This window comes from Halorientalis brevis, assembly GCF_023077655.1.
In genome coordinates this window covers 479,929-493,604 of sequence record NZ_JALLGV010000005.1, presented here as the reverse complement: position 1 = coordinate 493,604, position 13,676 = coordinate 479,929, and the positions used below count along the sequence as shown (strand labels likewise).

Here is a 13,676-nt window from a genome sequence, read left to right as displayed (position 1 = left end):
CGAGCCGGATCGATGGCGTCGCTGGATTGAGGTCAGTCGGCCAGATAAAATCGTCGGCTTGCCCTCTCACGGCGTTCGGAGGCGCGACTTCGCCCTAGTCGTCCTCGGCCGAGAGCCACTCGTTCCGGCAGGGCACGCTACAAAACGAGAACAGGACGACGCCCTGGGTTCGTTCGCGGGCGAGCGTCGGATACCAGTCGCTCGTTTCGATCTCGTCGTCGCAGTGGTCACAGCGTTTCATGTGTGGGGACCATCAGTATCGATAGGAGGGTCGGTCTCAGCGGCTACCACGCACTCGTACTGACCGACGTTTACTCCGCGTCCGGTACGAGGACGACGGCTTCACCGTCGATACAGGGCTCCTCGCCGTTGACGATCGTCGTCGAGAGTCGGAGGCGCCCGCCGCCGAGGTCTTCGGCGACTTCGACGTCGGCCGTGACCCTGTCGCCGAGATAGACCGGCGCGAGAAACTCCATGTCCTGTGAGAGGTAGACGACCGTCCCGGGAAGCCGTGCGAGTGCGGCGCTGATGAGCCCGCTGACGAGTGTCCCGTGAGCGATGCGATCGCCGAAGCGGGTCTCTTCAGCGTACTCCTCGTCGAGATGGAGCGGGTTGGTGTCCCCGCTGGCAGCGGCGAACGCTGTCACGTCTTCGTCCGAGATGGTTTTCGTGAACTCGACGCGATCACCGACGGCGAGGTCACTGGGATCGTCCGCCGTCCTGTCGGTGTCCCACTCTGGCCGGGTCGTTCCGGCCTCGACTCCGTCAGCGCCACCGCTCGTGTCCGGCGAGTCGCCGTTCGAAGTGGTGTCGAAGGCAGCCATTGCTGCTCGTGACAGTTCGAGCGAGTTGCGGTACATTCGCGTGGACGATCGCAGCATCGCGCCCATCGGCGTCAACGTCGATTGGTTGCTCATAGTTTGTGTGTTGGTTCTGACACGACACGAAGAGGTCCGCGTCGACGCTCCGGTAGCAGCCTCGTGTCGTGGTCAGGTCCGTTCCGGGTGGTTGGCAGTTGCGTGACAACACGAATAGAGATAGTCACAATACTAGTAGTATTGCATGCGATCTGGCCATCTATAGGAATAGATAGTATCCTTCTCGACGACGCAGTTTCGAAACACGCCGACCGCTACGGTCGCCGAGGCCGAGTGCTCCTGAGCGGGCGTCCTTTCCCTGCGCCGTGCGGTACTTAAACGGGCTAGTGGAGACGACACCAGTCGAACTATCGCTCGGCTCGTCCCGATACCTATGGTCGCAATTGAACTCGTCGCGTTCGGTGGCGGTGTCGTCTTCGGACTGGCGAACCTGCTCGGCTACGTCGCGAGTGCGCTCGGGCGGACGGAGTACTGGCCCCTCGGTGAGCGGGACCTGTGGTACTACGTCCACTGGTCGATCTCGATGGGTCTCAACGTCTGTCTGCTCGCCGTGGCGTATCTGGACTGGAACAGTCTGGGCCTCACACAGCCGCGGACGCTGGCGGTCGGTGCGGTACTCTTCGTTCCGAGCTACGCTGCCGCGCTCTGGGCCGGCTCTGACCTGGGGTCCGACGAGACGATGGGGCTGGAAGGCGAACTCCAGACTGGTGGCTGGTACCGGTACTCGCGGAACCCCCAGTACGTCTGGTATCTCGTCGCCACGGTCGGGGTTGCACTCCTTTCGGCGTCGTGGATGGCGACAGTGCTGTGTGCGCTGTACGCCACCTGGTGGCTCGTCATGCCCTTCGCCGAGGAACCGTGGCTCCGCGAGCAGTACGGGGAGGCCTACGAGCAGTACGCGGACCGCGTCCCACGGTTCGTCGGGTCGGAGACGGTCCGGGCGCTCTGGCACGGCGTCACTGATCGCGCCGTCAGGGAGGTCTGAGCGTTTTCGAGACGTTCAAGAGTCGGGCCACCTGCGATGTAGGCAATGACAGAGATCATCGACGGCAACGCCGTCGCCCAGGACGTCCGTGACGGACTCGCCGACGCCATCGACGCGCTCGACGACGAGGGCGTGACCCCGAGTCTCGCGACCGTCCTGATGAGCGACGATCCCGCCAGCGAGACGTACGTCTCGATGAAACAGCAGGACTGCGAGGAGGTCGGCATCGAGGCGATCGACATCGAGATCGACCCGGACGCCCCCGCCGAGGAACTGTTCGACACCATCGACGAACTCAACGCCGACGACGACGTGAACGGGATTCTCGTCCAGATGCCCGTTCCGGACCACGTCGACGACCGCGAGGTCCTCCGTCGCATCGATCCCGCCAAGGACGTGGACGGGTTCCACCCCGAGAACGTCGGTCGACTCGTCGCCGGCAACGCACGGTACAAGCCCTGTACGCCCCACGGTATCCAGAAGCTCCTGGCCGACGCGGGCGTCGAAACCGAGGGCGCCGACGCAGTGGTCGTCGGCCGTTCGGACATCGTCGGCAAACCGATGGCGAACCTGCTCCTCCAGAAGGCAGAGGGCGGCAACGCGACGGTGACGGTGTGTCACTCCCGGACCGACGACCTGGCGGCGAAGACCCGCCAGGCGGACATCGTCGTCGCGGCCGCCGGCGTTCCCGAGATGATCACCGGCGACATGTTGTCGGCGGGCACCGCCGTCATCGACGTCGGCATCAACCGCGTCGATGCGGATACCGAGAAGGGATACGAACTCGTCGGCGACGTCGACTTCGAGAGCGCGAAAGAGTCAGCCGGTGCGATCACGCCCGTTCCGGGCGGCGTCGGGCCGATGACCCGCGCGATGTTGCTCTGGAACACCGTGAAAGCAGCCGGCCTGCAGGAAGACGTCTCGGTCGACCTCCCCTGAATGCAGCCCCTCGACTTCGAGTCGCTCGCCGCACGCGACGACGTGTGGGCTCGTGAGACGATCCACGCCGTCGACGCCGATCGCTTTGCGGACGCGCGCGAGCAAATCGACGCAGGGCTCACCTGGGCTGTCGGCGCGATCGTCACTGACAGCCGCGATCGCGTGCTGCTCGTTCGCGAAGACGAGCAGTGGCTCGCGCCCGGCGGGAAAGTCGAACCCGGGGAGACACGCGAGGAGGCGCTCGTCCGCGAGGTCCGTGAGGAAACAGGGGTCGCGGTCGCCGTCGAACGCCCCGTTGCAGTCACTGATGTGGCCTTCGAGTACGACGACGAACGGGTGTCTTTCGCGTTCGCCCATTACGTCGCGGTCCCGGAGACGACCGCTCTCGCGTCGGACCCCGGTCTGGCCGACGAAGACATCGACACTGTCGCGTGGAAGGCGACGGTCCCCGAGAACACTGTCGACCGTGAGGTCGTCGTGGCTGTTCGTTGACTTTTTGTGAGTCTCCTCGGTAGCACACGGAGTGGTTCTCGAATCGCTGGCCGCCGCAGTCGACGCGTTCTTCGTTCTCGCCGCCGCTCTCGTCGGTGTCGCAGGACTGTACGGGTGTGGCTCCCAGCTCTGGAGTGCCGCCGTGCTCCTGCGGGGTGGAACGACTACTGTCGGCGACTTGACGCCGGAGACGACGACCACGGTAGTCGGCCAGCCACGGACCGACGACCCGCTCACGGCACCGCTCTCCGGTGACCCCTGCGTGGCCGTTCACATCACCGAGTGGACGGCGTTCTTCGGGGAAGGCGGCGTGAGTGACGCCGCGCTGTCGGTGAGTGGCCTCGAATGGTGGGAAGACGACGCGGCATCCGAACGCCACGTTGCAGCGGCCGTCCCGTTCCGCCTTCGCGATGCCGAGGAAGTCGCCGTCGACCCGGCGAGAGACGACGCCGACCCGGTACCTGGCTTCGGACGCGAGGACGCTGTGCCGCTGGCTCCACTCGAGGCGTTCGATCTCCGTGACGCGCCGGAAACTGTCAGGGCCGTCAGTGGCGAAGACCCTGGACTGGACGCGTTTCCCGACGACCTCGCGTCGTTCGTCGCTGCCAATCCGGACCTCCGTGGCGACAGCGATCGGATTCGCCGGTGGCGATACCTCGAACGATGCGTATCTCCGAGCGGCGAGGTGTCCGTCACTGCCAGCGTCGTCTCGGCCGACGGAGAGCGTGTGCTCAGCCACGAGGGTACCTTCGTGCTCTCGGACACCGGTGTCGGTGAGACCGCCCGCCACCGGGTCGGAGTCGCCGCGGTCCTGTTCGGAATCGCCGTTATCTGCTTGTGGTTCGCGGTCTCGACCGCGGCCACCAGTCTCGACCTCCAGGTGCCCCTGCTGCCACCCTGGTGAGTCCGAAGAGCAGCGCGTCCTGCAGTCCCGGTCGTCACATCGAGTCTGGGTGCCCGCTCACTCGAACGGGAACTCCTGTTCCGGGGTCGGGAACCGGGACTCCTCCCCGTCGGACTCCGCTGGAACCTGCATCCGGTGCGTTGGTTTCACTCTAGCGCGCGTCACCCGGACGACGATGCTGAACGTGTCGTCGCCGTAGAACTGCGGAGTGAGGATACCCCAGTCCTTCGTCAGTGTCTCCTGGAGCACGACCGGGACGACCGGCGCTTCTCGGTATGACTGCACGTACTGGGCGAGCTCGAACAGTTGCTCTTCGTCCGATTCGTCCGCACCCCACATCTCGTAGGTCCGTGTGATCAGAAACTCACCGAGTCGACTGACGGGAATCCACCGTTCCGCCGTGAGCGTGCGACCCCGACCGAGCGTCGGTTTGAACAGCGAGATCGGGTGCTCAGACCCGTCGATGACTTCGTAGTACTGGCGGGCCTCGTCGGGTACGTCCTCGCCGTCTTCGTTCACCCAGCGGTAGCCGTGTCCCTCGGGCAACGTCTCTCCTGTGGCTTTGTCGTACTGCTCTCGCTCGACACGCTGTCCGTTCCGGTCGTCCCTGACGACGACGTCTGGTCCTGGCTCGACGTTCTCTGACGTCAGTTTCTCGGCCCGGACCTCGGCGTTGACGGTCAACCCTTCCCGGGACAGTTTGAGCGTATTGGTTCGGACCATCGCAAGCACTTGTGCCTGCCCGGGATTGAGTCTGCGGATTGGTCCCCAGAACCACATGTCTCGGAAACTGCCGTTTGAATCGCCCTCTCGACCGGGTGCTTCCGGACCGGTTCCTGGTTGTGCCTGTCCCGACAGTTGGCGGACGTGTCGCGCATCCTGGTGTCCGAACTGCCGGTCAGGAATCGGAAACTAACCTGACCGAACCGTTACTGGCTTTCCTCTCGAATCGACCGGTATGGACCTCGTCAACATTCCGGTCGACGGTGTGACGCTTCCCGGCCACCTGACCGTACCACGGGAGGCCACCGGAATCGTGGCCTTCGCGCACGGGAGCGGGAGCAGTCGTCACAGTCCGCGCAACAACTACGTCGCCGACGTGCTGAACGACCGCGGGCTCGCGACCCTGCTGTTCGACCTCCTGACCGAACGGGAAGACCAGGCCAGGACCAGCCGGTTCGACGTCGACCTGTTGACGCGGCGGCTCCTCGCGGCGACTGACTGGCTCCGAAGCCAGCCGCGAACGTCCGAGCTGCCGCTCGGGTACTTCGGATCGAGCACCGGGGCAGCCGCTGCACTCCGGGCCGCAGCCGCTCGGCCGGACGACGCCGGTGCGGTCGTCTCACGTGGTGGCCGGGTGGACATGGCTGAGGCCGTGCTCGACGAGGTCCGGGCACCGACGCTGTTCATCGTCGGTGGCGCCGATTACAACGTGCTGGCGCTGAACCGCGAGGCGCTCACGCGGCTCACGTGCGAGAAAGACCTCGAAGTCGTTCCCAACGCCGGCCACCTCTTCGAGGGCGAAGGCGAACTCGAACACGTCGCCGACGTTGCCGCCACCTGGTTCGAATCCAAACTGACGGCGGCTCGGGAGGCGGCGGGCGGCGGCCGGAACCACCGGCCCGGACACCGCTGATCGGCCCCGTACTTTGAAACCCGAAAACGAGTCCAGGCCGACCCATGCGCTGAGAGTCGATCCGGTGCGGTCCGGGCGGGTGTGTGACGCGCCGCGCCGGCACTCCCCACGTGTCGCCTGTTCGCCATCGCGTGTCAGATGACGCCGTCGTCCCGTAGCTTGGCGACCGTCTCCTCGTCGAGCCCGAGCTCGTCGACGTACACCTCGTGGTTGTGCTCGCCGTGCTCCGGACCGAGGTGGTCGACGCGTCCCGGCGTCCGCGAGAACTTCGGGAGGGTGTTCTGGGTCTTGATCGGCCCGACTTCCGGGTCGTCGACCTCGACGATGTCGTTTCGTGCGTCGTACTGCTCGTCCTCGAAGACGTCGCTCATGTCGTAGATCGGCGCCACGACCGCGTCGCCCGCCCGGAGTTCGTCGAGCACGCGCTCGGTCGACCGCTCGGCGATCCAGGGCGCGATGTACTCGTCGAGTTCGTCGGCGTTCGCCACGCGCGACTTGTTGTCCTCGAACCGCGGGTCCTCGACGAGTTCCGGGTGATCGATGATCTCGGCGAGGTTCTCGAAGATGGACTGGGCCGACGCCGAGAGGGCGACGTAGCCGTCCCGGGTCTCGTAGACGTTCCGCGGTGCCGCGTTGGTGTGGTGGTTGCCGATGCGCTCCGAAACCGCGCCCTGCTTGTCGTACTTCTCCACGTCGCCCGGGAACATCCGGAACAGCGATTCGAGGAGGCTGACGTCGACGACCTGTCCCTTCCCGCTGCCAGCGACGTCGCGCTCGAAGACGGCCATCAGGAGCGACTGAACCGCGGTCTGGGCAGCCGCCATGTCCGCGAGGCTGATCGGCGGGAGGAGCGGTTCGCGGTCCGGAAACCCGTTGACGTGTGCGAAGCCGGACATCGCCTCGGCGACGGTGCCAAAGCCGGGTTCCGTCGCTTTCGGGCCGGTCTGGCCGTAGCCCGAGATGCGGACGACGATCAGTTCCTCGTTGGCGTCTCGCAACGTCTCGGGGCCGAGATCCCAGCGTTCCAGCGTGCCGGCTCGGAAGTTCTCGACGACGGCGTCCGCGTCTTCGACGAGTTCCAGTGCCAGCGCGCGCCCCTCGTCAGTGTGCAGGTCCAGCGTGACACACCGTTTGTTCCGCCCGAGGGACTTCCACCAGAGACTCGTGCCGTTCTCGAACGGCGTCCAATCACGGATCGGGTCGTGGGAGTCGGGATGTTCCGCAAAGACGACGTCCGCGCCGAAATCGGCGAGGACCATCGTCGCGTACCCGCCACTGATCATCCCGGAGAAATCGATCACGCGGAGCCCGTCGAGGGGACCGGCCGGGTCGTCGTCGGTAGCGGTCATGGTGTCGATACCTGAACGACCCGACCGCTTAATCGTTTTATCCACGGACCGTCGACAGTCGAGACGGTGGCTGCCGGGATCGGTGGTCGTTACGCCGTATTGAGGGTGTCGAGGCGATGCTGGGCCTGGGCGAGCGCGTTCTCGTCGTCGTCGATCAGGTACCGTCCGAGCGACTGGACGGCCGTGATGAGTGCTTCAGACGTGCCGAGTGCGACGTCCCCGTCCAGCGCCGCGATCCGTTTCTGGTGTTCGCCGAGCGAGGCGAGGAGTTGCTGTGCCGTCTCGTCTGGGTTTTCCTCCAGATACAGTCGGAGGTCGCTGCGGTAGTGATCGACGGCCGTCGCGTACGCCAGACCGCGGGCGTCTCGCATCGATGCGGGGACTGCGTCGGTCGCTGGCCGGTCTCCCTGGTCAGCTCCGCGGAGGAGTGCGAGCAGGTAGTACTCCTCGTCGTCGGTGAGACGCATCGCGCGTTCGACGTAGCCGGCGGCCTGCCGAAGCTCTCGCGCGGCGAGGTAGGCGTCGGCTAACGGCTGGAGTTCGCCGGCGTCGATGAACCCGTACTGCCGGACGTACGATCGACAGGTATCTGCCGCGTCGGCAGCGACGTCGCGGAGCGGAACCTCGTCGACCTGGGCGCGGACGCCGGTCAGATCCAGCACGACAGCGCTTGCGGTGTGTTCTTTCCGATCGTCGACGCCGACGCTCTTGAGGCTCCCACACTCGGGACAGGTGATGCTCCCCGTCTCGTAGTAGGACCAGCGTGTGTCACACTCCTTGCACTGGCGGTCCCCGCGGATTTTCATGGCGACAACTTGGGAGTCGAGATGCAAAACTGACCCGCCTCCGACCTGCGCGACCCGTCCGCTGACAGGGCGTGACGCTGCAACATTCGGGGAGAGTGTGAAGATTCTTCCTTCGCGTTCCCCAAACAGGAGGTATGCGTGACGAAGAGGAGATTCGAGAACAGTACGAGTTCCTGAAAGAACAGTTGGACGACGAGAACATGAACCACCAGGGCGTGAGGCAAATGTTCACGTACTACAAACGGGCACTCGGGTGGGTGCTCGAAGAAGAGTATATCTAAACGTCAAGAAACTATCGGCAGCGAGTCAACGATCGTGAGACGATGTCGCGTAGAATTGGATACTTTCGGATACATGTTGGATAGGTGAGTAGTTTTCACGATGCCGGTACATTTAAGTGATTATGGCCACTCGATTCAGGTGACGCTTCGCTTGGAGGGCCGAAGCGTCAGCGGGGACCAATTCAGGGCGGCAAGCAATCACGCGGGTATTTTCACCCCGCGTGATTTGCTTTCCATTCGACAACTACTCGCTGAGCGATAGCGCTGATTTCTGTGGCGATCCCGTCCGACAGTCCCACCGGTAGTCGGAGAATACCCCGCCCCGGCAGTGTCGAGTACGGTTAGCTGATAGTCAGCGAGCCATCACTGCCGTCGTCGCTGCCGCTCCGGTGTTCGTCCCATTCGAGTTCCAGTTCGATGCTCAGCTCGCCGGGTCCGTCGGTCGGGCCTTCTCGTTCGGCTTTGACCTCGAACTCGACGTCCCCCGGCGGCTCTAACGTCACGGACTGGTCCCCGGCTTCGAGCGTAATGCTCGATCCAGCTTCGAGTTTGTCGGCGACTGCCCGGAGATAGTCGGCGACTTCGGTTCGCTGCTGTCTCCGTTCGGACTCGAAAAGAACCTCTTCGGGCATGCTTTCTCCTTCGGTACAGCCGTACATAAGTCTATCAGCCTTTTCCTCAGACTTCCCACCTGTGTGCCAGAAATCGTGTGCTCGATTCATCAGTAAACGAAATGGTTTATCTGGATAGATATGACCGGCGTATGATGAATGCGAGTCGCCCGAATGCGGTCGATGCACATCTGCGCGTCTAGACCCTGTAATTTGCCGGTATTGGAACTCCCCTTCTCATGTTGGGCGTACCGAAAGTCGATATATTTATGATATTCCGACAGTAATCTACAATCGGATATTACCGATGTACGACCTGACAGGATTCCAGCGTGACCTGCTGTATGTGATCGCCGGTCGGGAGGAGCCACACGGGCTGGCTATCAAGGAAGAACTCGAAGAGTACTACGAGAAGGAGATTCACCACGGCCGCCTGTACCCGAATCTCGATACGCTCGTCGACAAAGGGCTGATCGAGAAGGGCCAGCGTGACCGACGAACGAACTTCTACAGTCTGACTCGCCGTGGCCGTCGTGAGATCGAAGCCCGCCGCGAGTGGGAAGAACAGTACGTCGACCTCTAAGGCCACTCTCTTCCCGTCACCGGAATCTCTTCACTTCTCTGCGTTCGCAACGCTACGTGTCGTCCCGATCCGTCGATTCGTCGCGCAACTGTCCTCCAGCTTCGTTCGGTTCTGGCTCCGCCCCGCTACGGTTCGTCGAATCGGCGACCGGCGGGTCGTCCCCGTTCGTCTGTGCTGTTCCATCCGAGTCTGCGTGACCGTTGCCGTCGTGTGACGGGACCGGGTCCGCAGTCCCAACTGGGTCGTCCCGACCGTTGAGGTACGCTGGACCGACTGCCGTGGGCTTGATTGGTTTTCCGGTGATGAGTTCCGGGACGATCATCCGGACGAAATGGAAGAGGACGACGAGGATGACGGGCCCGAGGAAGATGCCGTACCAGCCGAACAACAGCGGGCCGAGGATGTACGCGAACATGACCATCCCGACGTGGAGGTGTCGGCCGGAGACGTACGGCCGAAGGAGGAAATCGGGGATGGAGTCGACGATGACGATCGAGACGAACAGCACCATGAGGACGAACGGAAACCCGGTTTCCAGGTACGCTGCCTTCGCCCCCAGGTAGCCGACCATGGGGACGTACACGAGCTTCATTCCGACGACGGGGATCAGGCTCGCGACGCCAGCGAGCAGCCCTGTCAGGGCGGGGTAGGGAATCGCTAGTCGCTGCGGCGCGAAGAAATTGAGCAGACTGAACGAGATCGCGCCGATCGCGCCCGTCATGATCGCGTTCAGGATGTTCCCGAAAAAGACGTTCTGGAGATCCCGGTCGACGGCCTGAATGTACGCTTTCAGGACGATCCGCTCGTCGCTGTGGTCGGCCACCCACTTTGAGAGTCGCTTCGTGTCACGTAGCAGGTAAAAAGCCAGGGCGAACATCACGAACAGATGCAAGAGCCCGTTCCCGATGAAGCCGAGATACCCCAGCGTCGCGAACAGCGAGGCTCTGAGGGAATCCAGGCCGCCGTCCTGGGAGAGGAGTTCCGCTGGATCTTTGACGACCTGCGAGAGGTCGACGTACGGCTGAATGATGGCCATCAGTGGCCCGATGTCGACTACCTGGAGGTTCGACAACTCCTGGATGGCGATCGCGACCGTATACACCAACAGCACTATCGCCGGTAACGCAAACGTGAGTAGCGCCAACACCGCCGAGAGACTGCGCTGTCCAATGTAGTGATGGATTCGTTTGTAGGCGGGCCGCGTCGCGTAGTAGATGAAGAGTCCGAACACGAAAGTCCCGACGAACGAGTAGACGACGAACAGCAGCGTACAGCAGAGGACGACGGCCGCTGCCCACCAGAGCGATCGCCCCTGTCCTCCGTCGAGATCGACCATGCACGATATTCATGACATGTTACCATAAGATTCCCGGGTGCTCGAACCTGCTCCTCACGACGTCACTTCTACGTGCTCGATCTCTGCGTGGTCGATCGGCACGCCCGAATCGCCGTATCGTTTTTACGTCCGAATCCGGTACGCTAAGGGGTGTCGGCTCTGCTACAAACGATTCCTGCGCCACTGGACGCAGAGGTGTCGCGGCTAGCGCTGGCTGGTGCGCTCGGGATGTTCCTCGGGCTCGAACGGGAGTGGTCCCAGAAGACCGCCGGGATTCGGACGTTCGCGCTCATTAGCTTGCTCGGTGCCGTCTTCACCGTGCTGGACCACGAGGCACTGCTCGTCGTCGGGGGCGTGCTGGTCATCGTGCAGGGACTCGTGCTCGCGGCTGACGGACTGCTCTCCAGCGATCAGGGGTTGTCGTTGACGACCTCGGTGTCGATGCTCGTGGCCTACGGGATCGGCACACTGGTCGCAGCAGGCTTCATCATCGAGGGCGTGACCGTCACGGCAGTGTCGGCGCTGCTGCTCGTCCTCAAGCGGGAGTTACACAGCTTCGCCTGGGGGCTTACGCACGAGGAGCTCCAGTCGGCGACGGAGTTCGCGATCATCGCGTTCGTGGTCTATCCACTCTTGCCTTCTGGATCGGTCACGGTCGGGTCCGGTGCATTCGCCGTCGCGCTCGAACCGCGCGTCGTCTGGCTGATGGTGGTCACGGTCGCCGGTATCGGGATCGCGAACTACGCCATCGTCCAGACGTACGGCGGGCGCGGCATCGCAGTCACTGGTTTCTTCGGTGGGCTCGCCTCTTCGACGGCCGTCGTCGGTACAATGCTCGATCACGTCCGCCAGCGTCCCAGAGCCACGGCGTACGCCGTCGCGGCCGTCCTGCTCGCCGACGCCGCGATGGCGCTTCGGAACCTCGTCATCGCGCTCGTCTTCACCATCGAGACCGGCGTTCTCTTTGGAGCGATCGTTCCGCTCGGCGCCGTCATCGTCGGGAGCGTCCTCGTCGCGGCAGTTACTGCCGACTGGCGCGAAACGGTCGACATCGATCTGACCAGTCCGTTCTCTCTGCGCCGAGCACTGAGTTTCGGCGGCATCTTCCTCCTGATCGTCCTCGCCGGCAGCGTGGCTCAGGACCTGTTCGGGACCGCCGGGTTCTACGCGACGGCCGCCATCTCCGGTCTCGTCTCGAGTGCCGGTGCGACGACCTCTGCAGTTCTCCTCTACCGCGCCGGTGATCTTTCCGGCTCGCAGGCCGTCCTCGCCATCCTGCTCGCGACGGGCGCGAGCATCATCGTCAAGGCAGGGCTGACACTCGCCAGTCCGAACCGCCAGTTCGCCTACCGCGTTAGCGTCTGGAGCGTCGTCCTCCTCGTCGGTGCTACCATCGTCACCGTCGCGATCACAGTGTGACACAGTGAAGCCTTCCCGCACACTTAGCAACAATTACCTAAACCGGACGAATTATTTATCGGATCGGTTCCCGAAGTGTTACCATGGATCGTGACAGGGTCGCGCCAACAGTCGACACACTTCCGGGCGACCGCGCGCGCCGACAGGTCGAGTACCACCACAGTACGGCGGCCCCGAGCACGTACGTCTACGATTTCGTCTGGGACTACACGGCCCCGGCCGCGGGACCGTTCTGCACGGACCTCGACGGGAACGTCCTGCTGGATTTCACTGGTCACGTCGGCGCTGCACCGCTGGGCTACAACAACCCCGACCTCCTGGAGCGGCTCTCTGCGTTCGATCTCGTCGATCCGCTGAAGATCGCCGGCCAGGACTTCTACGTGGCGAGCGGTCCGGCCGGCGAGGCTCCGTTTCCAGGCCCTGCCGATCTGATGGATCGGTTGACAGCGGTCACGAGGCACTACGATCTGGACACCGTCTTCCTCTCGAACAGCGGTGCAGAAGCCGTCGAGAACGCGATCAAGATCAGCTACGACCACACGGGCGGCCAGTACGCGATCACGTTCCAGGGCGCGTTCCACGGTCGCACGCTCGGTGCGCTGTCGCTCAACCGGTCGAAGGGCGTCTACCGCCGCCAGTTCCCGGAGATTCCCGGCGTTCACGACGTGCCGTTCTGTCGCGACCGGGCCTGCGACCCGGCCAGTTGCGGCTGTGGGTTTTTCACGGACGACGGCTCGCAGCTCCGCCGGATGCTCGATCCCGAGACCGGGTACGTCGATCCGCGGGCGGTCGCCTACGTCATCGTCGAACCGATCCAGGGCGAGGGCGGCTATCGGTTCCCGAGCGACGCCTTCGCCGAGGAACTCGCGGCCGTCGTCGCGGAGCACGACATCGTCCTCGTCGCAGACGAGATCCAGTCCGGGATGGGTCGGACGGGAAAGTTCTGGGCGTCCGATCACTATCCGATCGAACCCGACGTGATCGCGGCGGCGAAGGGGCTGCGAGTCGGCGCGACCCTCGCCAACAGCGACGTGTTCCCCGCGGAACGGAGCCGACTCTCTTCGACGTGGGGCGCCGGCGATGTTCTCGCCTGCGCGCAGGGAGCAATCACCATCGACGTCATCAGGGAACAGGACCTCCTCGCGAACGCACGCGAGCGCGGGGAGCAGTTCCTGGCCACCTTCGACGCGACGGCCGACGGTATCACCGACGTTCGCGGACTGGGGTTGATGCTCGCCGTAGAGTTCGACACCGAAGAGCGCCGCGACGACGTGATGGCCGCAGCGGTGCAACGCGGCCTCCTCACCCTCGGCTGTGGTCAGCGGACGCTCCGCCTGCTCCCGCCGCTGGACGTCACCGAACGGGAGATCGACCTCGGGTGCGACCTGCTGGAAGCCGCGATCGCCGACGCGTCCTGACTTCCATGGCAGGCCCGTCCGATCTCTAGAAGTCGAACG

The 13,676-nt window shown here is 63.9% G+C and carries 16 protein-coding genes; 9 read left to right on the top strand and 7 right to left on the bottom strand.

The genetic code is table 11. The features are described from left to right. Positions 1-94: 94 nt before the first annotated feature. Both MU553_RS14520 and MU553_RS14515 read right to left on the bottom strand, forming a co-directional pair. Positions 95-241, bottom strand: a complete 147-nt coding sequence (locus MU553_RS14520) for a DUF7576 family protein (protein WP_247378728.1) — start codon at positions 239-241, stop codon at positions 95-97. Between the two features lie 70 nt (positions 242-311). Continuing rightward, positions 312-917: a MaoC family dehydratase gene (locus MU553_RS14515; protein ID WP_247378727.1), complete on the bottom strand. Its 606-nt coding sequence runs from the start codon at positions 915-917 to the stop codon at positions 312-314. 334 nt (positions 918-1,251) lie between these two features. Between MU553_RS14515 and MU553_RS14510 the strand changes: the two genes are divergently transcribed. From MU553_RS14510 to MU553_RS14495, 4 genes are read left to right on the top strand one after another with little or no spacing between them, the layout of a single operon-like run. Next, positions 1,252-1,863, top strand: a complete 612-nt coding sequence (locus tag MU553_RS14510; RefSeq protein WP_247378726.1) for a methyltransferase family protein — start codon at positions 1,252-1,254, stop codon at positions 1,861-1,863. Between the two features lie 45 nt (positions 1,864-1,908). Continuing rightward, positions 1,909-2,802 carry a bifunctional methylenetetrahydrofolate dehydrogenase/methenyltetrahydrofolate cyclohydrolase gene (locus tag MU553_RS14505; RefSeq protein ID WP_247378725.1) on the top strand — a complete coding sequence of 298 codons (894 nt, stop codon included), beginning with the start codon at positions 1,909-1,911 and terminating at the stop codon, positions 2,800-2,802. Further along, positions 2,803-3,294 carry an NUDIX hydrolase gene (locus MU553_RS14500; protein ID WP_247378724.1) on the top strand — a complete coding sequence of 164 codons (492 nt, stop codon included), beginning with the start codon at positions 2,803-2,805 and terminating at the stop codon, positions 3,292-3,294. A gap of 31 nt (positions 3,295-3,325) precedes the next feature. Continuing rightward, positions 3,326-4,198: a hypothetical protein gene (locus tag MU553_RS14495; RefSeq protein WP_247378723.1), complete on the top strand. Its 873-nt coding sequence runs from the start codon at positions 3,326-3,328 to the stop codon at positions 4,196-4,198. A 57-nt stretch (positions 4,199-4,255) separates the two neighbouring features. Here MU553_RS14495 and MU553_RS14490 read toward each other — a convergent pair whose 3' ends face one another. Continuing rightward, a complete protein-coding gene (locus MU553_RS14490) occupies positions 4,256-4,921 on the bottom strand; it encodes a hypothetical protein (RefSeq protein ID WP_247378722.1) in 666 nt (221 codons plus the stop codon). Positions 4,922-5,156: 235 nt separating this feature from the next. Here MU553_RS14490 and MU553_RS14485 point away from each other — a divergent pair, with 235 nt between their 5' ends. Beyond that, the gene (locus MU553_RS14485) at positions 5,157-5,834 is read left to right on the top strand and encodes a dienelactone hydrolase family protein (protein WP_247378721.1); all 678 of its coding nucleotides are present in this window, start codon (positions 5,157-5,159) and stop codon (positions 5,832-5,834) included. A 134-nt stretch (positions 5,835-5,968) separates the two neighbouring features. On the opposite strand, the gene MU553_RS14480 is transcribed toward MU553_RS14485, so the two are convergent. Together MU553_RS14480 and MU553_RS14475 are read right to left on the bottom strand one after the other, a co-directional pair. Continuing rightward, positions 5,969-7,183, bottom strand: coding sequence for a CaiB/BaiF CoA transferase family protein (locus tag MU553_RS14480; RefSeq protein WP_247378720.1), 1,215 nt, complete (start codon positions 7,181-7,183; stop codon positions 5,969-5,971). An 89-nt stretch (positions 7,184-7,272) separates the two neighbouring features. After that, positions 7,273-7,989 (bottom strand): DUF7117 family protein, encoded by a 717-nt coding sequence (locus MU553_RS14475; RefSeq protein WP_247378719.1) that lies wholly within the window; start codon positions 7,987-7,989, stop codon positions 7,273-7,275. 134 nt (positions 7,990-8,123) lie between these two features. Here MU553_RS14475 and MU553_RS14470 point away from each other — a divergent pair, with 134 nt between their 5' ends. After that, positions 8,124-8,270, top strand: a complete 147-nt coding sequence (locus tag MU553_RS14470; protein ID WP_169302358.1) for a hypothetical protein — start codon at positions 8,124-8,126, stop codon at positions 8,268-8,270. A 341-nt stretch (positions 8,271-8,611) separates the two neighbouring features. On the opposite strand, the gene MU553_RS14465 is transcribed toward MU553_RS14470, so the two are convergent. After that, positions 8,612-8,902: an amphi-Trp domain-containing protein gene (locus MU553_RS14465; protein WP_247378718.1), complete on the bottom strand. Its 291-nt coding sequence runs from the start codon at positions 8,900-8,902 to the stop codon at positions 8,612-8,614. A gap of 286 nt (positions 8,903-9,188) precedes the next feature. Between MU553_RS14465 and MU553_RS14460 the strand changes: the two genes are divergently transcribed. Then, a complete protein-coding gene (locus MU553_RS14460) occupies positions 9,189-9,464 on the top strand; it encodes a PadR family transcriptional regulator (RefSeq protein ID WP_247378717.1) in 276 nt (91 codons plus the stop codon). Positions 9,465-9,516: 52 nt separating this feature from the next. Here MU553_RS14460 and MU553_RS14455 read toward each other — a convergent pair whose 3' ends face one another. Further along, complete coding sequence (locus tag MU553_RS14455) at positions 9,517-10,800, bottom strand: AI-2E family transporter (RefSeq protein WP_247378716.1); 1,284 nt, start codon at positions 10,798-10,800, stop codon at positions 9,517-9,519. Between the two features lie 150 nt (positions 10,801-10,950). On the opposite strand from MU553_RS14455, the gene MU553_RS14450 reads away from it, so the two are divergent. Both MU553_RS14450 and MU553_RS14445 read left to right on the top strand, forming a co-directional pair. Continuing rightward, complete coding sequence (locus MU553_RS14450) at positions 10,951-12,219, top strand: MgtC/SapB family protein (RefSeq protein WP_247378715.1); 1,269 nt, start codon at positions 10,951-10,953, stop codon at positions 12,217-12,219. An 83-nt stretch (positions 12,220-12,302) separates the two neighbouring features. Further along, a complete protein-coding gene (locus tag MU553_RS14445) occupies positions 12,303-13,637 on the top strand; it encodes a class-III pyridoxal-phosphate-dependent aminotransferase (RefSeq protein WP_247378714.1) in 1,335 nt (444 codons plus the stop codon). Positions 13,638-13,676: the final 39 nt, after the last annotated feature.